Origin of the sequence: Nonomuraea sp. CA-141351 (assembly GCF_050944675.1) — a bacterium.
GTDB lineage: Bacteria > Actinomycetota > Actinomycetes > Streptosporangiales > Streptosporangiaceae > Nonomuraea.
In genome coordinates this window covers 5,770,938-5,795,091 of the sequence record NZ_CP191982.1, presented here as the reverse complement: position 1 = coordinate 5,795,091, position 24,154 = coordinate 5,770,938, and the positions used below count along the sequence as shown (strand labels likewise).

General features: G+C 69.0%; 29 protein-coding genes. 27 read left to right on the top strand and 2 right to left on the bottom strand.

Features of this window, described 5'->3' with window-relative positions:
* The first annotated feature begins 11 nt into the window (after positions 1 to 11).
* Positions 12 to 1,142: a GNAT family N-acetyltransferase gene (locus ACQPWU_RS27365; protein ID WP_433444573.1), complete on the top strand. Its 1,131-nt coding sequence runs from the start codon at positions 12 to 14 to the stop codon at positions 1,140 to 1,142.
* Here ACQPWU_RS27365 and ACQPWU_RS27360 read toward each other — a convergent pair.
* A complete protein-coding gene (locus tag ACQPWU_RS27360; protein ID WP_433444572.1) occupies positions 1,087 to 1,578 on the bottom strand; it encodes a hypothetical protein in 492 nt (163 codons plus the stop codon). The genes ACQPWU_RS27365 and ACQPWU_RS27360 overlap by 56 nt on opposite strands.
* A gap of 153 nt (positions 1,579 to 1,731) precedes the next feature.
* Here ACQPWU_RS27360 and ACQPWU_RS27355 point away from each other — a divergent pair, with 153 nt between their 5' ends.
* The 16 genes from ACQPWU_RS27355 (at position 1,732) to ACQPWU_RS27280 (ending at position 13,358) form a co-directional block, all read left to right on the top strand.
* Positions 1,732 to 2,154, top strand: a complete 423-nt coding sequence (locus tag ACQPWU_RS27355; protein ID WP_433444571.1) for a hypothetical protein — start codon at positions 1,732 to 1,734, stop codon at positions 2,152 to 2,154.
* On the top strand, positions 2,151 to 3,431 hold the full coding sequence (locus ACQPWU_RS27350; protein WP_433444570.1) for a PBSX family phage terminase large subunit: 1,281 nt from the start codon (positions 2,151 to 2,153) through the stop codon (positions 3,429 to 3,431). The genes ACQPWU_RS27355 and ACQPWU_RS27350 overlap by 4 nt, the downstream gene beginning before the upstream one ends.
* A 210-nt stretch (positions 3,432 to 3,641) precedes the next feature.
* Positions 3,642 to 4,316, top strand: coding sequence for a hypothetical protein (locus ACQPWU_RS27345; protein ID WP_433444569.1), 675 nt, complete (start codon positions 3,642 to 3,644; stop codon positions 4,314 to 4,316).
* Positions 4,252 to 4,833 carry a hypothetical protein gene (locus tag ACQPWU_RS27340; RefSeq protein WP_433444568.1) on the top strand — a complete coding sequence of 194 codons (582 nt, stop codon included), beginning with the start codon at positions 4,252 to 4,254 and terminating at the stop codon, positions 4,831 to 4,833. Before ACQPWU_RS27345 ends, ACQPWU_RS27340 begins: the two co-directional genes overlap by 65 nt.
* A 3-nt stretch (positions 4,834 to 4,836) precedes the next feature.
* The gene (locus ACQPWU_RS27335; RefSeq protein WP_433444567.1) at positions 4,837 to 5,325 is read left to right on the top strand and encodes a hypothetical protein; all 489 of its coding nucleotides are present in this window, start codon (positions 4,837 to 4,839) and stop codon (positions 5,323 to 5,325) included.
* Entirely contained in the window at positions 5,326 to 6,048 is a 723-nt protein-coding gene (locus ACQPWU_RS27330; RefSeq protein WP_433444566.1) for a hypothetical protein, read from the top strand.
* A 13-nt stretch (positions 6,049 to 6,061) separates the two neighbouring features.
* Positions 6,062 to 7,006: a hypothetical protein gene (locus ACQPWU_RS27325; RefSeq protein ID WP_433445619.1), complete on the top strand. Its 945-nt coding sequence runs from the start codon at positions 6,062 to 6,064 to the stop codon at positions 7,004 to 7,006.
* Between the two features lie 11 nt (positions 7,007 to 7,017).
* On the top strand, positions 7,018 to 7,167 hold the full coding sequence (locus ACQPWU_RS27320; protein ID WP_433444565.1) for a hypothetical protein: 150 nt from the start codon (positions 7,018 to 7,020) through the stop codon (positions 7,165 to 7,167).
* A gap of 1 nt (position 7,168) precedes the next feature.
* Positions 7,169 to 8,752: a phage portal protein gene (locus tag ACQPWU_RS27315; RefSeq protein ID WP_433444564.1), complete on the top strand. Its 1,584-nt coding sequence runs from the start codon at positions 7,169 to 7,171 to the stop codon at positions 8,750 to 8,752.
* Positions 8,752 to 9,897 carry a phage minor capsid protein gene (locus ACQPWU_RS27310; RefSeq protein ID WP_433444563.1) on the top strand — a complete coding sequence of 382 codons (1,146 nt, stop codon included), beginning with the start codon at positions 8,752 to 8,754 and terminating at the stop codon, positions 9,895 to 9,897. Before ACQPWU_RS27315 ends, ACQPWU_RS27310 begins: the two co-directional genes overlap by 1 nt.
* A gap of 93 nt (positions 9,898 to 9,990) precedes the next feature.
* Complete coding sequence (locus tag ACQPWU_RS27305) at positions 9,991 to 10,845, top strand: hypothetical protein (RefSeq protein ID WP_433444562.1); 855 nt, start codon at positions 9,991 to 9,993, stop codon at positions 10,843 to 10,845.
* 12 nt (positions 10,846 to 10,857) lie between these two features.
* Positions 10,858 to 11,772 carry a P22 phage major capsid protein family protein gene (locus ACQPWU_RS27300; protein ID WP_433444561.1) on the top strand — a complete coding sequence of 305 codons (915 nt, stop codon included), beginning with the start codon at positions 10,858 to 10,860 and terminating at the stop codon, positions 11,770 to 11,772.
* A gap of 71 nt (positions 11,773 to 11,843) precedes the next feature.
* The gene (locus tag ACQPWU_RS27295) at positions 11,844 to 12,197 is read left to right on the top strand and encodes a hypothetical protein (protein WP_433444560.1); all 354 of its coding nucleotides are present in this window, start codon (positions 11,844 to 11,846) and stop codon (positions 12,195 to 12,197) included.
* Positions 12,197 to 12,628 carry a hypothetical protein gene (locus ACQPWU_RS27290; RefSeq protein ID WP_433444559.1) on the top strand — a complete coding sequence of 144 codons (432 nt, stop codon included), beginning with the start codon at positions 12,197 to 12,199 and terminating at the stop codon, positions 12,626 to 12,628. The genes ACQPWU_RS27295 and ACQPWU_RS27290 overlap by 1 nt, the downstream gene beginning before the upstream one ends.
* Positions 12,615 to 12,959: a hypothetical protein gene (locus ACQPWU_RS27285; protein WP_433444558.1), complete on the top strand. Its 345-nt coding sequence runs from the start codon at positions 12,615 to 12,617 to the stop codon at positions 12,957 to 12,959. The genes ACQPWU_RS27290 and ACQPWU_RS27285 overlap by 14 nt, the downstream gene beginning before the upstream one ends.
* A 9-nt stretch (positions 12,960 to 12,968) precedes the next feature.
* Complete coding sequence (locus ACQPWU_RS27280) at positions 12,969 to 13,358, top strand: hypothetical protein (RefSeq protein WP_433444557.1); 390 nt, start codon at positions 12,969 to 12,971, stop codon at positions 13,356 to 13,358.
* Positions 13,359 to 13,410: 52 nt separating this feature from the next.
* Here ACQPWU_RS27280 and ACQPWU_RS27275 read toward each other — a convergent pair whose 3' ends face one another.
* Entirely contained in the window at positions 13,411 to 14,088 is a 678-nt protein-coding gene (locus ACQPWU_RS27275) for a hypothetical protein (RefSeq protein ID WP_433444556.1), read from the bottom strand.
* Positions 14,089 to 14,257: 169 nt separating this feature from the next.
* Here ACQPWU_RS27275 and ACQPWU_RS27270 point away from each other — a divergent pair, with 169 nt between their 5' ends.
* The 10 genes from ACQPWU_RS27270 to ACQPWU_RS27225 all read left to right on the top strand — a co-directional run bounded on the left by ACQPWU_RS27270 (position 14,258) and on the right by ACQPWU_RS27225 (position 23,783).
* Complete coding sequence (locus ACQPWU_RS27270; RefSeq protein WP_433444555.1) at positions 14,258 to 14,578, top strand: hypothetical protein; 321 nt, start codon at positions 14,258 to 14,260, stop codon at positions 14,576 to 14,578.
* Positions 14,575 to 14,928 carry a hypothetical protein gene (locus ACQPWU_RS27265; protein WP_433444554.1) on the top strand — a complete coding sequence of 118 codons (354 nt, stop codon included), beginning with the start codon at positions 14,575 to 14,577 and terminating at the stop codon, positions 14,926 to 14,928. The genes ACQPWU_RS27270 and ACQPWU_RS27265 overlap by 4 nt, the downstream gene beginning before the upstream one ends.
* Positions 14,925 to 15,380, top strand: a complete 456-nt coding sequence (locus tag ACQPWU_RS27260; RefSeq protein WP_433444553.1) for a minor capsid protein — start codon at positions 14,925 to 14,927, stop codon at positions 15,378 to 15,380. Before ACQPWU_RS27265 ends, ACQPWU_RS27260 begins: the two co-directional genes overlap by 4 nt.
* Positions 15,381 to 15,459: 79 nt before the next feature.
* Positions 15,460 to 15,927, top strand: coding sequence for a phage tail tube protein (locus ACQPWU_RS27255; RefSeq protein ID WP_433444552.1), 468 nt, complete (start codon positions 15,460 to 15,462; stop codon positions 15,925 to 15,927).
* Between the two features lie 3 nt (positions 15,928 to 15,930).
* A complete protein-coding gene (locus ACQPWU_RS27250; protein ID WP_433444551.1) occupies positions 15,931 to 16,398 on the top strand; it encodes a DUF7426 family protein in 468 nt (155 codons plus the stop codon).
* 35 nt (positions 16,399 to 16,433) lie between these two features.
* Positions 16,434 to 16,565: a hypothetical protein gene (locus ACQPWU_RS27245; RefSeq protein WP_433444550.1), complete on the top strand. Its 132-nt coding sequence runs from the start codon at positions 16,434 to 16,436 to the stop codon at positions 16,563 to 16,565.
* A 22-nt stretch (positions 16,566 to 16,587) separates the two neighbouring features.
* Complete coding sequence (locus ACQPWU_RS27240; protein ID WP_433444549.1) at positions 16,588 to 20,031, top strand: phage tail protein; 3,444 nt, start codon at positions 16,588 to 16,590, stop codon at positions 20,029 to 20,031.
* A gap of 110 nt (positions 20,032 to 20,141) precedes the next feature.
* Entirely contained in the window at positions 20,142 to 22,427 is a 2,286-nt protein-coding gene (locus tag ACQPWU_RS27235; protein ID WP_433444548.1) for a phage tail protein, read from the top strand.
* Positions 22,428 to 23,297, top strand: a complete 870-nt coding sequence (locus ACQPWU_RS27230; protein ID WP_433444547.1) for a hypothetical protein — start codon at positions 22,428 to 22,430, stop codon at positions 23,295 to 23,297.
* A gap of 159 nt (positions 23,298 to 23,456) precedes the next feature.
* On the top strand, positions 23,457 to 23,783 hold the full coding sequence (locus ACQPWU_RS27225; protein ID WP_433444546.1) for a hypothetical protein: 327 nt from the start codon (positions 23,457 to 23,459) through the stop codon (positions 23,781 to 23,783).
* The last annotated feature ends 371 nt before the right edge of the window (positions 23,784 to 24,154 follow it).

Here is a 24,154-nt window from a genome sequence, read left to right as displayed (position 1 = left end):
GAGGAGGTGTGGTGCGCGCCCAGATCACAGTGTCGTCGCCCGTCAAACGCTCCGCACGTGTCCTCCAGCTCCAGGGCCTGTTCGATGTGCCCATCGAGGAGAAGCTGACCAACGCCTGGTCAGTGGAGCTGCCCGTCGAGGACAAGCTGTGGAACGTCGGCCTGCTGGTTGGCCCGTCCGGCGCGGGCAAGTCGACGATCGCGCGCAAGCTGTGGCCGGAGGCCCTCGTCGGCGAGCAGGAGTGGACGGACCGGGCGCTGGTCGACGACTTCCCGAAGGGCATGAGCGTCAAGGACGTCGTGGCCTTGCTCGGCGCGGTCGGCCTGAGCTCGCCCCCGGCGTGGATGCGGCCCTTCAGTACGCTGTCGAACGGGGAGGCGTTCCGCGCGGGCCTGGCCCGGGCGCTGGCCGACAGTGACGGCCTGGTCGTCATCGACGAGTTCACCTCAGTGGTGGACCGGCAGGTCGCGAAGGTCGCGTCGCACGCCGTGCAGAAAGCGGTACGGCGGCGCAACCGGCAACTCGTGGCCGTGACCTGTCACTATGACGTGCTCGACTGGCTGCAGCCGGACTGGGTGTACGACGTCACCGCCGCCTCGTTCACCTGGAGGTCGGTTCAACCCCGGCCCCCGCTCCGGCTCGACATCCACGAGGCCGACCGCTCCCTCTGGCAGGTGTTTAGCCGCCATCACTATCTGACCGCCGAATTGCATCGCGGTGCCCAATGTTTCGCCGGATACGTGAATGGCGAATTAGCGGCTTTCACGAGTTACCGCCATTTCCAGCACCCTCGCACGAGGAATCTGAAAATGGCGCACCGCACGGTCGTCCTGCCGGACTATCAGGGGCTGTCGCTCGGCGGCCGGATGACCGAGTGGATGGGGCAGTACCTGTACGAGCGCGGCTACCGGCTGCGCGCTGTGTCCGCTCACCCGGCGCTGAACGCCTACCGCGCCCGCAGCCCGCGCTGGCGGATGCAGCGTAAGGACCGCACGCTCGGCACCAGCAGCAAGCACGCCTGGATGCACGAGCAGTCCCTCGACCCCCGGCGGCTCGGAGTGATCTCCTTCGAGTACGTGCCACCCGTCACCCCCCGTTCAGGGCGGCCAGTAGCGCCAGCTCAGGGTCCACCTTCTTCCTGAACCGGGGCGCGACCTGGTCAGCCGGCACGTCCCGTATCCGGGACAGGCGGATCGCGCCGGCGTCGTGCTCGGCGAACGCACGCCGCCAGTCTGGGGGCGCGCGGAAGAGGCGTCCTTGCTGGCCCTTCGCTTCCAGCAGCCGCACTGCAGGCTTCGGGTTCGACCACAGCCAGTGGAAGCAGCCCAGCCTGGCCCACGGGGATTCCCAGTCGCGGACGATCTCGCCCAGCACGGCGGAGCCGAGAATGACCCCCCGGTGGAGCGGCCCGGCCAGCTCGATGCCGAGTTGGTCCATGAGTTTGAACCCGCGCGGGTCGATCTTGGTTCCGGCCTGGATGAGGAGTTCTCCCTGGTAGGCGGTCGTCCACGTGCGGTTCTCGACCGGTTTGAGACCGGCGATGGTGAGGGCGGCCCAGGGTTGCTGAATGGTGATCATTCGCATTTCTTGCATTTTCGCAGATTAACCCATTAATCCCGACCGCGAACTGTGTGCGTGGTCACATCGATTCTTTCGGGGGTTCCCCTCATGGGCCGTCCCAATAAAGCGCGTGCGGTCGCCATTGCGGAGCGCCGGACAAAGGCCGTTCAAATGCGGCTCGCGGGCCTGCCGTACCGGGCCATCGCCGACAAGCTCGGCTACGCCTCCGACGCCGCCGCGTCCAAGGACGTCACGCGGGCCCTGCAGATGGCGTCCAAGGCGCAGCAGGAGTCCAGCGAGGAGCTGCTGCAGATCGAGATCGACCGGCTCGACCGCATGATGGCGTCGCTGTGGACCAAGGCGTGCGGCGGCGACGTGAAGGCGGTCGAGGCCGTCGAGCGGCTCATCTCGCGGCGTTGCACGCTGCTGGGCCTGGACCTGATCAACCGCAATGGCGCCGAGAACAGCGACGTGATCAGCCTGCTCGGCAATCTGTTCCAGATGATCGAGGCCACCAACGGTCAGGTTGCGCTCCCGGCGTCCGTCACCGCCGACGCGGACTTCGAGGTGGAGGCGGTCGAGGTGGTGGGGTGAGCGGCGTCGTCACCCTGTCGCCGAAGCAGGCCAAGTCCATCGCGGAGGCGACTGCCCGCATCAACATCTGGTCGGGCGCGGTCCGCAGCGGCAAGACGATCGCGTCGCTGCTGCGGTGGCTGATGTACGTGGCCACCGCCCCGCGCGGTGGTTCCCTGGTCGTGGTCGGCAAAACGAACGACACCATCGCCAGAAACGTCTTCGAGCCGCTCATGGACCCGGCGCTGACCGGCCCGGTCTCCCGCCGCATCTTCTACAACCGGGGCGCGCCGACCGCGAACGTGCTCGGCCGCCGGATTGAGATCATCTCGGCGAACGACATCCGCGCCGAGAGCAGGTTGAGGGGCATGACCTGCGCCGGGGCGTACGTCGACGAGGCCACCCTGATCCCCGAGACGTTCTGGGACCAGCTCCTGGCCAGGTGCAGCGTCACCGGCTCGATGATCTTCTGCACCACGAACCCCGACGCGCCGAACCATTGGCTACGGAAGCGGTTCATCCTCCGCCAAGGCGAGCTGGACCTGCAGTTCTGGCACTTCGTCCTCGACGACAACCCATCGCTCGACCCGGCCTACGTGGCCAACCTCAAGGCCGAGTACTCCGGCTTGTGGTACCGGCGCTACGTGCTCGGCGAGTGGTGCATGGCCGAGGGCGCCGTGTACGACATGTTCGACCCCGACCGCGACATCGTCGACACGCTGCCGCTGATGGAGCGGTGGATCGGCGTCGGCGTCGACTACGGCACCGTCAACCCGTTCAACGCACTGCTCGTCGGCGTGTCCGTGCCCGACGAGCACGGACAGCGGCGCATCTACCTCGCCAGCGAGCTGCGCTACGACTCCAAGAAGGAGCGCCGCCAGCTCACCGACGCCGAGTACTCCAAGCGGCTGCAGCACTGGCTGGAGAACATCCCGGCCAGCCACGGCCCCGGCACGTACGGAGTGCGGCCGGACTGGCTGGTCGTCGACCCGTCCGCCGCGTCGTTCATCACGCAGCTGTACCACGACGGGTTCGCCCCGATCGCAGGCGACAACTCGGTGCTCGACGGCATCCGCACCGTCTCCAACCTGATCGCGGCCGGGAACCTCAAGGTGCACCGCTCCTGCGAGGGCTGGCTGTCGGAGATCGGCTCCTACAGCTGGGACGACAAGAAGGCCGCCGCCGGTGACGACGTCCCTATCAAACTCGACGACCACGCCCTCGACGCGGGCCGGTACATCCTGCACACGGCGCAGGCGGCATGGCTCCCGCTGCTGGAACCCGTCCCCGCCTACTGATCGTCTCCTGACCTCCGACTCCCCGGGCCCTGTCCTCGTGCTCCTACGGTCGCACGCCTTCGAGCGGCGACAGGCCCTGGGGTTAGACGGCTCCGCGACGGCACCTTCCGGCCGCCAGCGTCGAGCCCGGTGTGGTCCTGGCCCGCGGTTGTTGAGGGGCAGCCGCCGGCCGGGACCACACTCACACGCCCACGAAGGGAGACGGCGAGCATGGCGGGCGCCAGCAACACCTTCGACGGCGGCGCCGCGGCGACCGAGATCACACCCGCCAACTCCGGCGGATCGTCCGGAACCCCGTTCGCCTCTACGAGCGGCCTCGCCTACAGCTCCGCCGAGGTGCACCGCGGCCCGCTCTCAGCCACGTTCGCCGCGGGCACCACTGGTTCCGCCGGGTACACGCTGAGCGGGACCGGCACGCGCTGGGCCCGCTGCTACGCCAAGCCCAGCGAATCCAGCTTCAGCCTGATCACCCTGAACCTCTCTGGCGGCGTCAGCTTCCGCATCGAGATCGATCGTGGCCAGGCGGGGCTGTCGCAGTTCGCTCCTCCTTTCCAGACCACCTACTTGCATACCGCCGCTTTCTCGCCGCCCAGCGGCTGGATTCGGGTGGAACTGCAGGCTGTCAACGGTTCGGGGACGGTGGCCGCCCGGTTGTATGCCAATCCCGAATCGCTCGTGCACACGCTGGAACTGTCAGGCCCGGTCGCCGTGAGCGGCTCCTGGAGCGGGGTCGCGTTCGGGGGGAGCAACAGCGGCACCAGTCCCTCGTGGATCGACTCGGTGGCCTGGTCAGATCAGGGCTGGATCGGCCCTCTCCTGGATGACCCTGTTGCTGCTCGGCCAGTCAGCGGTAACGCTGCCGCGCACCGCGCCGCCGCCTGGTAGCCCCCGCACCCCACGTCCAACGATTTCCAAGGAGGGCCGTTTCGTGGCCGACTTCGAGTTCAACATCTCCAAGGGGCGGTCGGTGGAGCTGTACCGGCGCGTCCGGACCGGTGATCCCGCCACCAGTGCCCTGGTCATCGTCGTTCTGGCGGCAGCCAATATCGAGTCAGACGCCATCCTGAAGGACAAGGCGTCCCTCGCCGACGTGCTCGCCGGCGCGACCGACGAGGCCACCAACACCGGCTATGCCCGGAAGGTGCTGGCCGCTGCTGACCTGAACGACGTGCTGCCGGACCTGGCCAACGACCGCACGGACATCGACGTCCCCGACCAGACGTGGCTCAACGTCCAGGCGGCTGGTGGCGCCTGGTCGAAGGTGCTGGTCTGCTACAGGCCTGCGACCGGCTCACCTGACACCGCTATCGTGCCGATGACCAGCCATGACTTCTCGATCACGCCGGACGGCTCGAACGTCGTCCTGCAGATCGACCCCAGCGGCTTCTACCGGGCGGTGTGACCCATGTCGAAGTGTGGATACACGGCAGCGACCGTCAACTCGGCAACCCAGGTCACTGTCCCGGTCGCGCTGACCGCGAACACCGCCAAGAGCGTGCTCGGCGTCCTCGCCCCTGCGGGCTTCGGCCTGGAGCTGAAGAAGATCCGCGTCGGCCTGTACGGCAGCGCCGCAGGCACGCCTGGTGACATCGAGCTATGTGCGGCGACGTTCGCCGCCAACGCGCCAGGCACCGCATCTACGGCCGTCACGCCGCAGCAGGTGTACGGCCGCGTCATCGCGCCCGGTTTCACCGCCGCGCACACGTGGACGGCGGAGCCGACCGCGCTCACGATCATCGACACGTTCCCGCTGACCCCGAACGGCGGCTTGGTCGTCTATGACCTGCCTCTGGGGGATTCGCCGGACTGCGCGCCCGCCACGGGTTTCGTGCTGCGCGCCAAGTTCGCGGCAGCCGTCAGCCTGTCGGCCTGCATGTGGGTCGAACGGTGCTGAATGCCTACTGTCCGCCCATCCATCTTTCAGGCGATCAGCGCGACGACTACGGTTACGCCGCCGGGCGGTTATCAGGCGGGTGACCTGCTGCTGGCGTTCCTGTCGTATGAGTCTCTGTCCTGGACCGCCACCCTGACTGGGGGGACACCTGAGTGGGAGCCGCTCACGTCGAAGGTCACCTCCAGCGGCACCGGGTCCAGCACCCTGGGGGTCCTCGCCTCCGGCATCTGGTGGAAACCCGCCACGGCTGGAGAGACGAGCTGGACTCTTGGCGGGGGCCCCGAGGTCGATGGCGCGTACATGGCGATGGCGGTGGTCACTGTCGCTGACGCGCTGCTCGAGGCTCCGCAGTTCGCCGTGTCGGCCGACCAGACGTCCACGGTGTCCGGGACGATGCTCACGTCGATAACCAGTCCCGCCGGGCCGACGCCCGCCCTCGGCGACATGGAGTTGCGGTGGGTCGGCGGCGACAACTACCCCACCTCGGCGAGTCGTGCATGGACGGCGCCCGGCGTGACGACCGAGGTGGCCGACCTCAGCGCCGACTACGTGGCCGCGCAGCTGACCAGGCAGAACACCGCGTCCACGGCCGCCCGCGCCCACACGGTGTCGCCGGGCGTGTACGCCGCTCACGGCTTCACGCTGCGGATACGTCCCGCCGCTGTGGCCACTGCAACTGTGCTGTCACCGGTCGCCGCCGTGCACCGCGCCGCTCACTGGTAGAGGAGGCGGAGCCATGGCCCGGGCCGGCCGCGCATATCCCAACCGTCCAGTGGTCGTCCGAGCGGCCGACGTCGTCCTGGGGCGTGTCGAGGGGCAGGGCCTGGCCCTCGCCGTGCTCGCCGCCCACTCGCGATCCGCTGGCCAGGTGTCCGGCGGAGGCGGACCGCTGCCTGTGGCCGCGACCAAGGTGGTCGTCATCGGTCAGGTGGCCGGGACCGGCTCGGCCGCCTCTGCGGGTGCGGTCCATACGGCACGGATCGGTCAGGTCGCCGGGAGCGGTACGGCTACGGCCGCGATTCGGCGCAAGACCCGCGCGACCGGGCAGGTCACCACGACCGGTTTCGCGTTCCCGGTGCGCAGCGACCCGATCGCTAACCACGTCACCGGCTCCGGCCTCGCCCTTCCGGTACGGGCGGGCAAGGCCCTCGCCATCCACCCGGCGACCGGTATCGGGCAGGCCAGGCCTGTCGCGTATGCGCGGGGTGGGCCGCTCGGTCGCGTCGTCTCCACCGGCGCTGTGCTTCCCCTCTCTGCCACGAAGCTGTTCGCGATCGGCCGCGTCACTGGCGCTGGGCAGGTCAACCCGGTGATCCGGCGCACTCCGCCGCTCCGGGTCGGCCTGCCGATGAGGTCCTGGTCGGCGCGCTATCTCGGGAGGGGGACGGGTGTGGACGCGATGAGCTCGCTGTCGCTGGAGTATCTGCGGTTCTTCGTCACCAACGCGGTCGGGTCGGAGCTGGTGGAGATCGCGTTCACCCAGCCGGGCGTCGAGCCGACCGAGGGCCAATGGCAGCCGGCGTCGTGGGGCGCGGTCGCCCAGGGCGGCGCTGAGGCGCGCATCCGGGTCGGGCCCGGCGGCTCGGTGACCCTGCTTGACGGCACCTACCAGGGGTGGGTGCGCGTGACCAGGCCCGACGAGCGTCCGGTGCTGCAGTCCGGGCTCGTCCCCATCATCTGAGCGAGGTTGACGTGACCGTCGATGAGGCCGTGCAGAACGCGGCCCGGCTGCTGTCCAACGCCGAGCTGGAGACGGATCTGGCCCGGATGGAGCGCATCGAGAAGCTCGCCGACTCGTGGCTGTCGCTAGCGAATCTACTAGCTGAAAGAGAGAGGGTGTGACGTGCCACTCCCCACCACAGACCAGGAGTGGCCGCCCCCGCGCATGAAGCCCGAGCTGCGCATGTACGCCCAGCACGGCGCCTGGTACGGCGGCGACCCGGACCAGTTGGCGAAGGTGTACGGCGGCGGGGTGATCCCGGGGGTCGGGCTCGACCTGAAGGGGTGGGATCGGCCGCTGACGCACGGGGGCGGGTTCCTCAACCGGATCTCGCGCTGGTTCTGGGGCGCGCCGATCCCGGCTGGGCAGTCCCGCTCGACGAAGCTGCATGTCCCGATCGCGGCGGACATCGCGGGCACGTCCGGCGACCTGCTGTTCTCCGAAGCGCCGACGCTGCGGGTGAGCGGGAAGACGGGCAACTCCCGGCTGGAGACGATCCTCCAGGAGGGCAGCGTGAACGCCATCCTGCTGGAGGGCGCTGAGCTGTGCGCCGCCTACGGCGGCGTCTTCCTGCGGGTCGGCTGGGACACCGAGATGCACGACCACCCGGTGGTGGACGCGCTCCCGGCGGACTGCGCCGTCCCGGAGTTCGTCAAGGGCCGCCTGCGGGCGGTCACGTTCTGGCGGATCCTCGAGGAGGATCACAAGGACGTGTGGCGGCACCTGGAGCGGCATGAGTTCGGCCGCGTCTACCACGGGTTGTACCGGGGCGATGACGAGAAGCTGGGCATGCAGGTGCCGCTGACCGACCACCCGGAGACGGCGATCTTCGCGGAGATGGTCGACGCCGACGGCGGGTTCGACTCCGGGTTCCCGCGCGGGCTGCTGGTGGAGTACGTCCCGAACATGCGCCCCCATCGGCTGCTGCGGGGCACGAGTCTGGGCCGTTCCGACTATGCGGGGGTCGAGCCGCTCATGGACTCCCTCGACGAGACGTTCACGAGCTGGATGCGGGATCTGCGGCTCGGCAAGGGCCGCATCATCGTGCCTGAGGTGTACCTGACGAACACCGGCCGAGGCCGGGGCTCAACGTGGGACCCTGACCGCGAGGTGTACGCGCCGCTCGGGATGCTGCCGCCGCCGGGCGGCTCCGGCAGCAGCATGATCACCGTCTCGCAGTTCGACATCCGCGTCGCCGAGCACCAGCAGACCGCCAAGAGCTTGCTCGCGCAGATCCTGCGCGGGGCGGGCTACTCCGTCCAGAGCTTTGGTGAGGCCGGGGAGGGGGCCGCCGCGACCGCGACGGAGATCCACTCCCGCGAACGCCGGTCCTTCACCACGCGCGGCAAGAAGCTCAACTACTGGACGCCCGCGCTGGCGTGGCTCGCGGAATGCCTGCTCGCCGTCGACGCGCACATCTACCACACCAAGGTCGTCCCGGAGCGGGCGAGCGTGGAGTGGCCGGACGGTGTCATGCCCGACCCGGAAGCGCTGTCGCGGACGTTGGACATGCTCAACCGGGCCCAGTCCGCGAGCCTGGACACCCGCGTCCGCATGCTCCACCCCGAGTGGGACGAGACGCAGGTCAAGGCCGAAGTGGACCGGCTGCGCGACGAGCTCGGCCTGAACGTGCCCGACCCGGACGAACTGCGCGACGTCATCGTCCCCGAGGCGGCCGATGACGTCGGCTCCGGCAGGGCGAGCTGATGGCCACGCCCGAGCAGGAGATCGCCTCCGCGCTGGAGCAGGCCCGCGAGGTCGCCCGCATGTACGCCGATGCCGAAAAGGTGCTCCTGCAGCGGATCGCAGCCCGCATCGCCGACGATGTCGAGACGGCCGACGACGACCCGTCCGCGTGGCAGGCCAATCGGCTGGCCGAGATCGTTTATCTCCGTCGCGAGGCCGAACGCATCATCAAGCGGTTGGAGGCGGCGGCCAAGGCCGCTGGCCGCAACGCGGTCCTCGGCGCGTGGACGGCCGGGATGGACCAGGCCGTCATCACCGCCATCCGCGACGTACACGACGCCAAGGTCCGCAAGCGGCTGGAACGGACCCTGCGGGACGCGCGCCGGCTCGGCTCCTCCCAGTTGATCAACCCGGGGCAGGGCGTGAACGAGCTGGCCCGCCAAGCGGTCGACAAGCTCGACGCCGTGCACCTGTCCATCCTGCGCTTGGTCGAGGACATCTACCGGCAGGTGATCGCGGAGACCGCGGGCCGTGTCCTGACCGGCGCCCAGACCCGCCGCCAGGCGGCTCAGGAGGCGCTCGACCGGCTCACCGCCCAGGGCATCACCGGGTTCACCGACGTCTCGGGCCGTAGCTGGGACCTGGAGTCCTACGTGGCGATGGCGATGCGGACCGCGACCGCCCGCGCGGCCGTGGACGGCCACCTGGCCATCCTGCGTGACGCTGGGATCGACCTGGTGATCGTGTCCACCACGCCGTACTCCTGCACGCTGTGCGACCCGTGGGAGGGCAAGGTCCTCACCCAGTCCGGGACGGCGGGCGAGCGGCCGGAGACGAACGCCCTCACCAACGAGCCGATCACCGTCCGCGTCGCGGCGACGGTCGAGCAGGCCCGGCTCGCTGGACTGCTGCACCCGGGCTGCCGCCACTCGCTGTCTGCGTACCTGCCCGGTGTAACCCGGCCCGCGCCGAAACCAGACGTGGCCGCGGACTACGGCGACACCCAGGAGGTGCGCCGTCTGCAACGCCAGGCCCGCCGGTGGGAACGCCGCGCGGCCGCGTCGATCGACCCGGACGCCAAGCGGAAGGCGAACGCGAAGGTACGCGAGTACCGGGCGCGCGCCCGCGAGCTCGCCAAGGACAAGGGCCTTCGCCTGCCCCGCTGACCCCCAGCCCCGGCAGGGGCTGACCTGCACTTTTCTCCACCATGGCCCGCCAGGCGCGGGCCTTCGTCATGTCTGGCTCCAGGAGGGCCCATCGTGAAGCACCACCCGCTGCAGGCCGCTCTGCCGACCGCGCCCGGCGCGCTGCTCGGCTACCGCAAGTCCGGCCGCCCCATCTACCTGATCGCTGGCGGCTCTGAAGGCGCACCCGAAGGCCAGCCCGCCGCCCCCGCGCCGGAGGGCGGGACCGAGGTCACGGGCGCACCCACCGGCCCCGGAGCTGGGGCGGGCACCGGGCCGGAGAAGCCTACGGTCGCGGACCCGCGCGTAGTCGCCGACCTGCCCTCATGGGCGCAGAAGCTGATCCGCGACACCCGGAACGAGGCCGCGGACTTCCGTAATCAGCTCAAGGAGCTGAAGACGGCGTCGGAGGCGAAGCCGGACGGGCCCACCGCCGAGGAGCTGGTGGCCACGGCCCGGCAGGAGGTGGCCGCGCAGATCGCTAAGGCGCTCGGCGTCGCTCCGGAAGAGGAGAAGCCGCTCGAACCGGCGCAGGTGATCGAGCAGCTCACCGCCGACAAGGAGACGCTGACCAAGGACCACGCCGCGCTCGGCGACCGGCTGCGACGCACGCAGGTCGAACTCGCCGTGGTGCGGCAGGCGGTCAAGCTCGGCGCCGATGTCGACGCGCTGCTCGACTCGCGCAGCTTCCTGGCGAACGTCTCGGGTCTGAACCCGGACGACAAGGAGTTCGCCAACACGATCACCTCCACCATCACCAAGGCGGTGGAGGACAACCCCAAGTTCAAGGCGGTCGCCCCGGCGGCGACGCACACCAAGTCCGGAGGGGAGTTCGGCGGCGGGCCCGGCGGACGCACCGGCGATGACCAGCTCACCGTGGACGACTTCCGCAAGCGCCGCCGCGGCGCGAAGGAGTCTCCCACCGCGTAAGGAGACGGCCTCATGGCCAACACTTTTCTCACCCCGCAGGTGATCGCCCGCGCCGCGCTGGCGACCCTGTACGAGACCTGCGTCATGGCGCAGCTCGTGCACCGCGACCTGGACGAAGACTTCGCCGGCAAGGTCGGCGACACCGTCAACGTCCGCAAGCCCGCCACGTTCTCGGCGTACGAGTACGACCGCAGCCAGGGCATCCAGATCCAGAACGCGACCGAGACGGCGATCCCGGTCACGCTCAACCACTTCGCCGACGTTTCCTTCGCTGTGACGGCGGAAGAGATGACCTTGGAAATTCAGGACTTCGCGACGCAGCTCCTGAACCCGGCGATGGAGGCGATCAGCCAGAAGATCGACAACGATCTCCTCGCGCTGCGCGACGACGTCGTGCAGGAGGTCGGCAATGGCGGCCTGCCGAACCTGCACACCTGGGACAGCCCCAAGAGCATGATCGACGCTGACCGGGTGCTGAACGAGCGCAACGTCCCGCCCTCCATGCGCAGCGTCGTGGTCGGCCCGCAGATCAAGGCCAACTGGCTGTCCGACCCGCTGTTCCACCAGCTCGACGTTCGCGGCGACACGGACGGCCTGCGCGAAGCGTCGCTGGGCAGGCGCGTGTTCGGGTTCGACGCGTTCAGCACCCAGAACATCAAGGTGCCGCCGCAGACGTCCGGCAACAGCAAGTCCGAGGTCGGCGTCGCGTTCCACAGGACGGCTTTCTGCCTCGTGACTCGGCCTTTGGTTTTGCCGCAGGGCGCCGCGAATGCCGTGGTCGCGAACTACAAGGGCTTCTCGCTCCGGGTGGTCATGGACTACGACATCGACCTCAAGCAGGACGTCGTCAGCATCGACACCCTCTACGGCACCAAGACCTTGGACGCCAACCGGGCCGTGCTGGTCAAGGACGTGGACGTGCCCTAACCCGTCTCATCCCGCTAGCTGGATGGTTAGCGGGATGGCGGGCTCTCAACGACTTACAGGGAGAAGCAGAGATGGCGTACAAGCCTCGTCTGACCGAGAAGACCATCACGCTCAAGGGCGCCGACATCGCCGCCGGGTCCTTCGTGCTATGGCGCGCGTCCGTGCCGTGCCGGATCATGGCCGTCCGGGCCTACCGCGTCGGCGGCACCGGCGCGGCCGTCAACGCGACCAAGAACGGCGCGTCCATGCTGACCGGCGACCTGTCGGTCAACGCGGCCAGCACCTGGCTGGCCGGGTCGCTCGGGTCGCTCGCCAACCGGCGCATGGTCGAGGGCGACACGCTCGCCGCGACCGTCGTGTCCGCGGCCGGCACGCCGACCGACCTCATCATCCAGATCGACATTCAGAAGGACGCCAACTTCTGATGCCGGGGCCGCGCACTCCCGTCGACCACATGGGCGCCCTGACGGCGCGGGAGAACGTCAACGCGATGGGCGCGCTGGGCACGGTGGAGGGCATCCACGCGGATGTCGCCTCCACCTACCAGTACAAGAACGTCAACACCGGCCAGGTCGTGCAGTACTCGCACCGGTCCGCGCGCCTGGACGCGCTGGACGCGTGGATCCTGATCGGCGCTCCCGAGGAGCCCCCGGCCAGTCCCGTGCAGGGGCAGGCCGGTCCCGGGCTCGCCGACGTCGGCAGCGCGATCATCCGCCCGGCCGAGCACGAGCCGAAGAAGGAATGGGTCGCCTACGCGATCTCGCGCGGCATGGCCGCGCGGGATGCGCAGGCCCTGTCGAAGGCGGCGCTCATCACTGAGTTCGGCCAGGAGGGGGACGACGATGGCCAGGACTGAGCTCACCATCACTCCGATGCCGCGCGCGGGCCTGGACCTGGGGGCCGCGCTGGCGAACCCGGCCACGGTGGACGGCCACATGTTCACCTGGTCGGACAAGCGGCAGATCCGCGTCAAGAACACCAACGCCTCGCCGAGGACGGTCACGATCGAGATCCCCGGCACGGTGGACGGCCAGGACATCACCGACCGGCCGTACGTGATCCCGGCCACCACCGGCGACGTGCTGATCCCGCCGCTCCCGGCCGTGTACCGGCGGCCGGACGGCAAGGTGTGGATCAACTACTCCGACCCCTCCGGGGTGTCGGTCGCGGTCCTCGAACAGCCGTAGGGGGTCGTTGTGCTGGTGTACGCGACCCCGGACGACTATGCCGACTACACCCGCAAGCCCGCTCCGGCCGACATCGAGGGAGAGCTGGAGCGGGCCTCGGAGCGGATCGACGAGCTGCTCACGGTGGCCGTCTACCGCACCGACGACACGGGGATGCCGATCGAGCCGGACGAACGGGAGGCGCTGAAGCGGGCCACGTGCGCGCAGGCGGCCTGGTCGCTGGCAGTCGGTGACCCGTACGGCGTCGCGTCCGCCTACAAGGACGTGCAGATCGGCAGCGTGAAGCTCGGCGGCCGGACCGATGCGGGCGGGCCGCCCCGCTACGCCCAGGACGCCGTGTCGATCCTGCGCAGAGCGGGCTTGCTGCCGGGCTACGTCATCGACGGCCCCTACTGGTAGCCCGGCCTATTCGGGCCAAACGTTGTCATGACGTGCGGGTGTGTGCCCGTGGTCACCGGCTGCCGCCGACGCGGTCGGCCCACGTGCGGGGATCACGGTCTTTGAGCGCGGCAAGGGCCGAGTTGGCTTGTTGTTCAACGGGATCCCCGGTGGCGTCGAAGAAGATCCCGTATTGGTTCCAAGGCGTGTCCTGACGGATCTGCTGCCGTCGCGGGCTGGTGATGAAGAGCCGCACTCTGTCTCGCTCCCACGGCAAGCATTCGACGAAGTCGAGTGTGCAGTCCCACTGAAGAAGAACTTCTGGGTTGCGATGGATCTGCTCCCGGAGAAGACGCGCAAAGGTGCGTCCGATCCATTCCCAGGCTCGTTCACGATCTGCGCGTTCGAGTTCCGCCAGGTAGGCGCTCCGACTGAAACGGAGTTCGGGCGCGTCAAGATGAGGGTTGTCTGGATTTCGCCACTCGTTCCAGATGATCACGTCGCCTTCTTGACGCACTGTGACGTAGAGGGCACCGCAACATCCTTCCGTGCATGGAGCTTCAGCCAGACGTGCCTCATGCGGCTCCGGCTGTGGCACCAGTCTGTCTAGCAGGTAGTCGGGATCGTCGCCTGGCCCAGCTGGGAAGAGCCCGCGCAGAAGGTCACGTCCGTCCACGAGCAATTGTGTGCTGACGACGTCATGCCTTGCCGGGCCGGGCACGATGACGTTGAGAACAAGCTGGTTTGCCACGTCGCCCAGGGTAGGCGCAAGCAACTGGGCCTGAACATCAGCCGATCACCTCCACGCATCCTCCTCAACGAGCGTTAAGTGCTCACGCTGCCCCTGCCAGATGGCTCTGCCTCCAGGGGCGTTGACCACCTTTCAGCGCTGGATCTCAGCTGGAAACGCAAGGAGGAACGTGGGAACCACGCTGCCGCTGTGGATGCTGCCGCACACGGCCGACATCGAGCCGTTCCGAGGTAACGGCGCGTATGGGCCGGTTTACGACCCGCCCATCGTGGGCGAGCCGTGCCTGATCGACGACGAGCGCCGCATGGTGCGCGACGACGAAGGCACCGAAGTGGTGTCGAACACGACGCTGTTCTTCCGGCCGGGCACCCGCTGCCCGGCCGGGAGCAGGATCACCGCCTACGGGCGGCAGATGATCGCCATCACCAGCTTTGACCGTAACGGGGGCCGCCTGCCGACCCCGGATCATGTGGAGGTGGTGTGCCGGTGAGCAGCACCGAATTCCGGGTGCACCACAGCCCCGCCGAGGTCAACGCCCGCTGGAAGGCCGGTGCCGTCAACGGGCTGACCCTCGCGGCCGAGCACATTCTGCAGGTGTCACGCCAGCGGGTCCCGCTGGATGACGGCGTGCTGGAGCGTTCGGGCCTGGCCAGCGTGGACGCCAGCGAGCTGCGGGCCGCCGTCTCGTACGACACCGAGTACGCGGTCTACCAGCACGAAACCCAGGGGCTGCGGCACCTGGCCGGACGCGAGTGGAAATACCTGGAGAACCCGGCGCGTGAAGAGGCCGAGGTGGTGGAGCGGATCATCGCCGCGGCGATCGAGCGGGCCCTGTCGTGAGCCGCACCTTCACCAGAGATTTGCTGACCGGGCTCGCGCAGATGCTGGCCGCCGCCGGCGTCGCAGAGTGGGACCCGGACGGCATCTACACGCCCGCGCAGACGGCGCTGACGATCGGCGGCCTGCCGACGTCGCCTGACGCGGCGATCGCGCTGGCCATGTACGGGTCCGGCACCGGCATGGACGACGTCGTCAACGCCGACACCACGGTGCAGATCCAGTTCCGGATGCGCGGCGGGCCCGACCCCCGCATCGTCGACGACCTCGCCGATGGGGTCTACGACCAGGTGCACGGTCTGGCCAACCACCAACTCGCCACGGGGGCGTTCGTGCTGCTGGCGCAGCGTCGGCTGGTCACGCCGCTGGGCCGCGACGACAGCGGACGCTGGGAGCGGGCCGACTCCTACGAGGTGGTCGCGCACCGCCCTTCAGCGCACCGCAACGGCGACTAACCCGCCCACTCTGACCGATCCCTTTCCCGCTAGCGGTTCCGCCAGCGGGCTTTCTCGCATGCCTTGAGGAGGCACTGACATGGCTCTTCGCAGCCTGCTGGCCAAGGACTGGGTGGTGCAGGTCAACACCAGCCCCGGAGCCGCGCCGACCTGGACCAACATCCGCGGCCTGACCAGCTTCGAGCAGGAGATCAAGACCAAGACCGAGGACGACTCGGACTTCGACGGCGACGGCTGGAGCTCCGACGCCGTCACGCAGCGGACCTGGACGCTGAAGGCCAAGGGCAACCGCAAGCGCGACACCGGCTCGGCGACGTTCGTGCCCGACCCGGGCCAGGACTTCGTCCGCCAGGCCGGCCTGATCGTCGGCGTCGAGGCGAACGTCGAGGTCCGCTGGTACAGGCGGGACGGCAGCCCGGACGCTTACCAGGGGTGGGCGGCCGTCGACTACAAGGGCGGCGGCGGCAAGACGACCGACCTGGAGCCGTTCGAGCTGGAGCTGATCGGCCAGGGCGCGCCGGTCTCGATCGCAAACCCGGCGGCCTGACCCATGGCTCAGTTTCGCGACCTTGACGAGTTCTTCGACGACAGCCTGTCGCTGCCCATCGGCGGCAAGACGTACCGGATCCCGCCCGCCGACGCAGAGACGGGCCTGTTCTGCCAGCGGCTGATGGCGGCCGGGATCGACGCCGCCAACGGCCGCGAGGTCGACGCGGCCAACCTCGACGACGACGGCGAGACCGACCTGTACCGGCGGGTCCTCGGCACCGCATACGCCGAGATGATCGCCGACAAGGTGACCTGGCCACGCATCAAGCACGCCGGGGTGACGGCGTTCCTGTGGATCGCCGGTGACGCCGACACCGCGGCCAAGTACTGGGACGCGGGCCCGGAAGAGGAAGCCCCGGAGGCGGGGGCGGCGAGTTCGACCCCGTCACGGGGCTCTACGAGTGGTACGAGCCGGACCCCGCGCATCAAGGCGGTGACGGCCAAGCGGTCGGCTGGGAAGACCTCCTGACCCGCTGGGCCCTGATCGAGTGCGACCTGCACTCCGTGTACGGCATCGACCTGACCTCGCCGGAGTCGCTGTCCGGCCGGTCATGGCGGTGGCTCCGGACCAGGATCCTCGGCCTGCTCGACGCGGACACCCGCATCGCCCGCGCCCTCACCCCTGACAAGGACTGACTCGGCTGGAGGTGAGAGCGCTGTGGCGTTGAACGTCGGCGAGCTGTTCATGACCCTGGAGTTGCGGGAGCGGGTGAGCAGCGGCCTGTCCTCGGTGATCGCCAAGGCCCGCGCCGCCAGCCCGCTGTTCGGCGCCGTCATGGACACCATGGCGGCGGCCGGGGTGAAAATGAGCGACGCGGTCGCCTCAGCCGCGAAGGAAGCCGGGCTCGCACTGGCCGAAATGGTGATCAACGCGGCCCTGTCCGGGACCCGGCTGGGTGAGGTCGTCTCGGCGGTGCTGGGCAGTCTCGGCGGGCTGTCCGGGGCGATCTCCAAGGTGTCCGCGGTGTCGAGCGTCTTCGGCTCCGCGATGGGCACGATGGGGTTCGCCGCCCGGTTGTTCGAGTCCGAGTCCAGCCGCAGTTTCCTGAAAGTCATCGGGGTTCTGGCGCTCCTGGTGGCCGCCGTAATCGTCGCCCGCAAGGTGATGAACGGCGAGATGTCCGGCCTGCGCGCGGCCATGATCGGGTTCTCGCCCGTTGCGCTGGCGTTCCAGCTCGTGAGCGCCGCGATCGGCAAAGCCATGGACGCGCTACGGCCACGCGTGCAAGCCGCCGCCGGCATCGCGGCCGGGGTGCGCGGCATGTGGACGGCCACGCAGGAGGCGCGAGACCGGATCAGCCAGGCGTACGAGCGGATCTCGAACGCCGTCACGAACCTGCGGCGCGCGCACACCGCGTGGACCGTCATCTCCGGGCTGGTGCGGCTGTCGTCCCTGACCGTGCGGGGCGCGCTCACCACGATGAGCACGGGCCTGCTCCAGTTCGGGTCGGCCACCCTGTCGGCCACGCCGATGGTGCTCGGCCTGGCCAGCAAGGCCGGTCTCGCGCTCGCCGGGATGGGCGCCGCCGGTGTGGCCGCGGGCGGCGTGCTGGCCGGGGTGTTCGCCGGGATCACGGCAGGGATCGCGGTCATCGGCATCAAGGCCGCCATGGAGAGCGCGAAGGTCAAGGCCGCGTTCGACGACCTGAAGAAGAGCGTCAAAGCCGACCTGGCGCAGGCCGCGTCCGTGCTGCAGGGGCCGCTCACGCAGGCGGCCGGGTCGGTCAAGAGCATGTTCTCCACGCAGATCGCGCCCGCCCTGCAGCAGATGTTCCAGCAGATCGCGCCGCTGATCGGCCAGCTGACGGCCGGTCTCGGCGCCTTCATGGGGCCGATGCTGCCCGCCATTCAAGGTGTTGTCGCCGCGGTGGTCCCGATGCTGAGCCAGGTGGCCGGCAGTCTGGGCACCTTCGGGTCGCAACTGGCCGGTTTCCTCGCGCCGCTGTCGGCCGCGTTCGCGGCCAACAGCGGTTTCCTGGCAACCCTGGTGACCGGGCTCGGTGGGCTGCTGCAGGCGGTCGGGCCGCTGCTCGGCTCGCTGGTGCAGCTCGGCGCGACCGTGGCCGGTCCGCTGTTGTCGGCGCTGACGCTGGTGGCGCAGACCCTGTCCGGGCAGCTCGGGCCGGTCCTGGTGCAGCTCGGTCCCGCGATCGGCGCTTTGCTGGCGTCGTTCGGTCAGCTCGTTGCCGCGTTGATCCCGCTGCTGCCGCCGATCCTGCAGCTCGTCGCCACGTTCGCGACCGCGCTGGTGCCGGTGCTGACGCGGGTGGCGCAGGCGTTCGCGGCGTCGTTCGGGCCGGTCCTGACCCAGATCCGTCCCATGATCGGGCAGATCGCGACCTCGTTCGGCCAGCTGATCATGGCGCTGGTGCCGCTGCTGCCGCCGATCATGCAGCTGGTGACCACGCTGGTCACCGGCCTGGTCCCGGCGATCACTCCGCTGATCCCCGTGGTCGGGCAGATCGCCGCTGCGCTCGGCGGCGTCCTGGTCCAGGCCGTGACGATCCTGGTCGGCGCGATCACTCCGCTGCTGCCGCCGATCTCGCAGATGGCGGTGCTGTTCGGGCAGACCATCCAGCAGGCGATCGTCGCGCTGTCGCCGATCTTCACGCAGCTCGCGCAGATCTTCGGCCAGCTGATCGCGGCGATCCTGCCGATCCTTCCGCCGATCATGCAGCTCGCGACCAGCTTGCTGCCGCCGATCGTGCAGCTGGTGACCGCGTTGTCGCCGATCCTGCTCGGGCTCGCGACGATCTTCACGAAGATCGTTTCGGCGGTGACGCCGTTCCTGCCGCCGCTGATCGAACTCGGCACAGCGGTGTTGCCGATGGTCATCAGCATCATCACCGCCTTGGCCAAGGTCTTGACCGGAGATTTCCAGGGCGCGTGGGACACCATCAAGGCCGGGGTCAAGCAGTTCGGCGACACCATCATCGGCGCCTTCAAGAAGCTGTGGGACCTGGGGAAGGACCTGGTCAACGGCATCAAGAACGGGTTCGTCAACGCCTGGAACGGCTTCGTCTCCTCCGTCGGCAACCTGTTCTCCGGCTTCGTGTCCTGGATCAAGAAGCTCCTCGGCATCTCCTCGCCCAGCAAGGTGATGGCGGCGATCGGCTCGGACACCGCCAAGGGCTGGCTGGTTGGCCTGCAGGGCGAAGAGTCCAAGATCAAGGACACGGCGGGCCGGATGGTCGACGCCGTGGTGAACGCCTTCAAGTCCGGCAAGATCACGTCCGGGGTGAAGGACCATCTGGTCGAGTCGATCCGCTCCGGCAACACCGAGCTGGCCAAGCTCGCCAAGGAGCGCGAGACGATCGTCAAGACGATCGCCGACGCGATGGCCTACGCCAAGCAGATCGCTGACCAGACCCGCCAGTTCGCGAACCTGTCGAACATGGGGTTCTCCGACCAGAACCCGGCCAGCGCGGAGAAGATCCAGGAAGGGCTGAAGGCCCGGCTCGCGCTGATCAAGACCTGGGCCAACACGATCAAGAAGCTGGCCAAGCGCGGCCTGTCCAAAGGGCTGCTGCAGCAGATCATCGAGGCCGGGCCCGACGCCGGTACCGAGCTGGGGCAGGCGATCCTGCAGGCGGACTCATCCACCTTCAAGAGCATCAACTCCACGTACGGGATGATCGAGAAGGCCGCCAAGCAGGCCGGGAAGGCCGCCGCCGACGCGATGTTCGACGCCGGCAAGAACGCGGGCAAGGGCTTCCTGACCGGGATCGTCTCGCAGAAGAAGCAGATCGAGGCGGCGATGAAGGACATCGCCAATGCCCTGGTCGCGCAGATCAAGAAGTCGCTGAAGATCAAGTCGCCGTCGCAGATCTTCGCCGAGATCGGCGCGTTCACCATGTCCGGGCTGGAGCACGGCATCGTCGAGGCCGCGCCGAAGATGCTGGCGCGGGCGGCCGGGGTCGCGGGCCAGCTGACGAAGGCGTTCACGCCGAAGCCGGTCGCGACGCTCACCCCGGGGATGGTCGGCGGCCACTACGGCAACCAGACCGTGGTGAACGTGACGAACAACTACCCGCAGGCCGAACCGACGTCCAAGACGGTCAACAAGGGCCTGCAGTACGCGTCGGTGCTCGGCCTGGCCTGATACGCGGGGCCTGACGGCCCGCCCTGATACGCGGGCCTGACGGCCCGCCCTGGAGCGTCGCCCCCCGTCCCTCCCTTCCTTTTCCGGACCCCACCAGGAGGGAGGGACGGGTGGCGATCAACGTCGGCGAACTGTTCATCACCCTGGACCTGCGCGACCACTCGTTCTCCACCCGGCTCACGCGGGCGCTCGCCACCAGCCAGCGAGCCTCCACCTCCTTCCGCGGCTCGATCAACCAGGCCACCACCTCGGTCGTGCGGATGGGCACCGCGATCGTCGCCACCGCCGCCCGCATGGCGCTGCTGTCGGCCGCGACCGGCGCCCTGACCAACGGCGTCGTCTCGCTGGGGGCGGCGCTCGCTCCCGCTGTCGGCCTGGTCGCGGCGCTGCCCGGGGTGGCCGCGCTCGGAGCGGCCGGACTCGCGACCCTGTCGGTGGCCCTGTACGGGGTCCAGGACGCGTTCACGCCCGCTCTGGGGGAGGACGAAGAGAAGTTCCAGGAAGCGATAAAGGGCCTGTCTGGGGCCGCTCAGGCCGCAGCTAGGGAGCTGCGTGCGCTACGGCCCGTGCTGCTCGGCCTACGCAACCTCGTCCAAGACGCGCTGTTCCAGCCGCTGCTCGGCCACCTGACCGCGCTGGTCGACGTGCTGCTGGGGCCGGTCGCGATCGGCATGAGCTCGGTCGCGGCCGCGCTCGGCCGGGTCGCCGCCCGGGTCGCCGAGTTCGCCCGCTCCGACACCGCCATCTCGGCGATCACCGTGACCTTCGCGTCGCTGCGCTCAGCCGTCGACGCCCTGGCGGTCGCGATCGATCCGGTACTGACCGGACTGACCCGCATCGCCACCGTGGGCGCCGGTTTCGCGGCCGGGCTCGCCCCCGAACTGGCGCTGCTCGCCATCCGCTTCGGCAACTTCCTCACCGCTGCGGCCGACTCCGGCCGTGCGCTCGGCTGGATGCAGGACGCCGTCCAGGTGCTGCGCCAGCTCGGCTCGATCGCTGCCGACGTGTGGCAGATCGTCTCCGGCGTGTTCGACGCGATGCGCGCCGCCGGAGGAGACGCGCTCGGCGTGCTCGGCACGATCCTCGACCGGATCAACGCCTGGGTGAACAGCCTGGCCGGGCAGCGCACCCTGACATCCGTCTTCGTCGCCCTCGGACAGATGGCCTCCGCGCTCGCCCCGGCCATCGTCGCCGTCGCCGAAGGCATCGGCCGGCTCGCCCCGCTGGTGGCGGCGCTTTCGGTGCAGCTCGGCCCGATCCTGACCTCCGCCATCCAGTCCGTGGTGCCCGCGCTGGCCGCGCTGTTCCCCGGCGTGTCGGCGATCTTCGCCGCGCTCGGACAGGCCGTCGCCGCCGTCGCGCCCGCGCTGGTGCCGCTCGCGCAGGCCATGTCATCCATCATGATCGCGGCGGCTCCGCTGCTGCCGCTGATCGGACAGCTCGCCTCGCTCGTCGCGCAGACCCTCGCCGCAGGTGTGCAGGCCGCCCTGCCGTCGCTGAACCTGCTGCTCGCCGCGTTTTCGATGGCTGTCACCGCACTCGGCCCGGTGCTTCCACTGCTCGGAGCGCTCGCCGTCGTGGTCGTCAACAGCGTGATCCCGGCGCTGGCCCCGCTGCTGCCGCAGCTCGCCGTGCTGATCGCGCATCTGGTAACCGGGCTGGTCCCGATCCTGGGGCCAGTGATCGTGCTGCTCGGCCAGGTCGGAGGGCAGCTCGGCCAGGTCCTCCTGCAGGCCCTGGTGAACCTCGCCCCGCACCTGCTCGCGCTGATCAGCTCGCTCGCCCAGCTACTGCCGGTGCTCCTGCCGATCCTGCCGCCGCTGCTGCAGCTCGTCACCACTCTGCTGCCGCCACTGATCACGCTGGTGCAGGCGGTCGCGCTGCTCCTGACCGGCGACTTCATAGGCGCGCTGGCCACGGCCGGCCGCGGCATCCTGGACTTCCTGGTCGTCGTCGACAACCTCGGCTGGCAGCTCCTGCAAGGGTTGTGGAACGGCATCCAGGCGGCGGCCGGGTGGTTCCGCGACGTCATCTGGGGCTTCTTCCGGAACATCCTCCCGGACTGGGTGCGGCAGGCGATGGGCATCAGCTCACCGTCCACGGTGTTCGCCGAGATCGGCCAGTTCACGATGCTCGGCATGGCGCAGGGCATGCAGTCCTCGGCCCGCACGGTGCTGGCCACCGCCTCGCGCATCGCCGGGGACCTGGAGCGGTCGTTCCGGCCGGAGCTGACCGCGAACATCGGCTCGACCGGCCGCGCCGTCACCGGCGGCGTGGGCATGGACCGGGCGGCCGGGGTGAACATCCACGTCACCACGATCAATCCGGCCGCCGAGACCACGTCCGAGACCGTCAACAGAGGCTTGGCCTACGCCGGGATGCTGGGGGTGCTGTAGATGCCGACGTACCTGCTCGACGGGGTCGCCCTGGACCATCCGGCCGGGTGCTGGCGACTGAAGAAGGGCACCAAGCGCAGGCCACTACCTGGCCTGCGGCAGGTCCAGGTCAAGGTGCCAGGCCGCGCCGGGGAGCTGCCCATCGTCGGCCTCGATCATGAGACGACGACGATGCCGCTCGTGTTCACCGTGTACGGGCGCACCCCCTCGGGCGCGCCCGGCGGGTACGAGCAAATGGAGCACAACCTGGAGGCGCTCGGCGCGCTGCTCGGCGTCAAGCACCGGCTGATGAAGCTCACCTTCGTCGCCGGGACGGTCGTCCGGCAGGCCGACGTCATCCTCGACGGGATCAGCGAGCCGGAGATCAACACCGATGCGGCGATGGCCCGGCTGACCGCCGTGATGCGCATCCCGGGCGTGTACTGGCGTGACGAGTTCGACACCACCTGGGCCGGGGCCGCCAACGGCGCCGACCAGCTGGTGACGACCCTGGCCGGTGCGACCGGCCCCATCATGGACGCGCTGGTGCGCTTCACCGGACCGGCCGTCAACCCCGCCCTGACCGACGTGGCCACCGGCGCCACGGTTGCCCGATCGTCGGGGCTGCTCGCGGGTGAGCGGCTCCTGATCGACTGCGGGCAGATGCGGGCCCGCCTGGTGACGACCGACACGTGGGACCTGACCGCCGGGACGGATGTGACCGGCCAGATCGCCGCCGTAGGCCCCGGCTCCGCGTTTCGGTGGCTGCACCTGACCCCATCCATGGCGGTCGGCGACCCGCACTCCCGCACGGTGCTCGTCACCACCACGGCGACCTCTACTACGGCGGCGTCCGAGGTCGAGATCCGGGCCCGCCGCGCCTATTTGTAAGGCACTTGACGGGAACGTGGCGCACGGACCTGTACTCGGACGACCGATCGCGATTACAAGAAGCCTCTCACCATCAGCGCCCCCGTGCCCCCAGTCGCGGGTGTCTGGTGGAAGACCGAGTTCCTCAGATCGCTTCCGGCCGCCGAGGAGGCGCGGCCCATGTGGGTCATGATCGAGTTCGGCGAGGTGCAGGGCATGACGCTCCTCACAAACAAGCCGTACAGGCTCGAGCTCACGCAGGGCTTCTGTTTCACCACGACCGACGACACGACGTTGCCGGGGTGGTTCTCCCTCGGGGACTGGAAGCTCGAGTCTCGCGTTCAGCTCGTCACGCTGTACCGATGGGCACGCGCATCAGCGCTTGTGGTTCTGTGCATTCGGCTGTCGCACCAGTGGACGGCTTGGCAATGCCGTTGGCGACTTCTGCCGGTCTTCAGCGAGCACCTCGCTGAAGACCGGCAGAAGTCAGCATGTTACTCCAGGTGATATCTCCAATCTACGCGGGAACGCCCCACTTAGAGACGTTCATCTGTTCGCATCAACGCCGGCCGGTGGTGCAATCGCCACCTATCGAGATACAAATACCGCTCACATCAATCAGCTTTGGTTCGGAATTTGCCGAATGCGGCGCGAACAGACGGGCAATAGTAAAGAGAATATAAACTAGCACTACAGCAAGCCTTCGCCTGCCATAGTCGGAGTAATGGTGGCTCTGGTTCATAGTAAACCTCCACTTTAAGAGCCGCTTTCAACTCGGACGAAGGAAGCCTACGTCAAGTGAAGCCGTGCGGACGACGCACAGATTTCAACCTTCGACTTCGGCCCACACATCTTGAAGCCGAATATCTCGGCGCAAA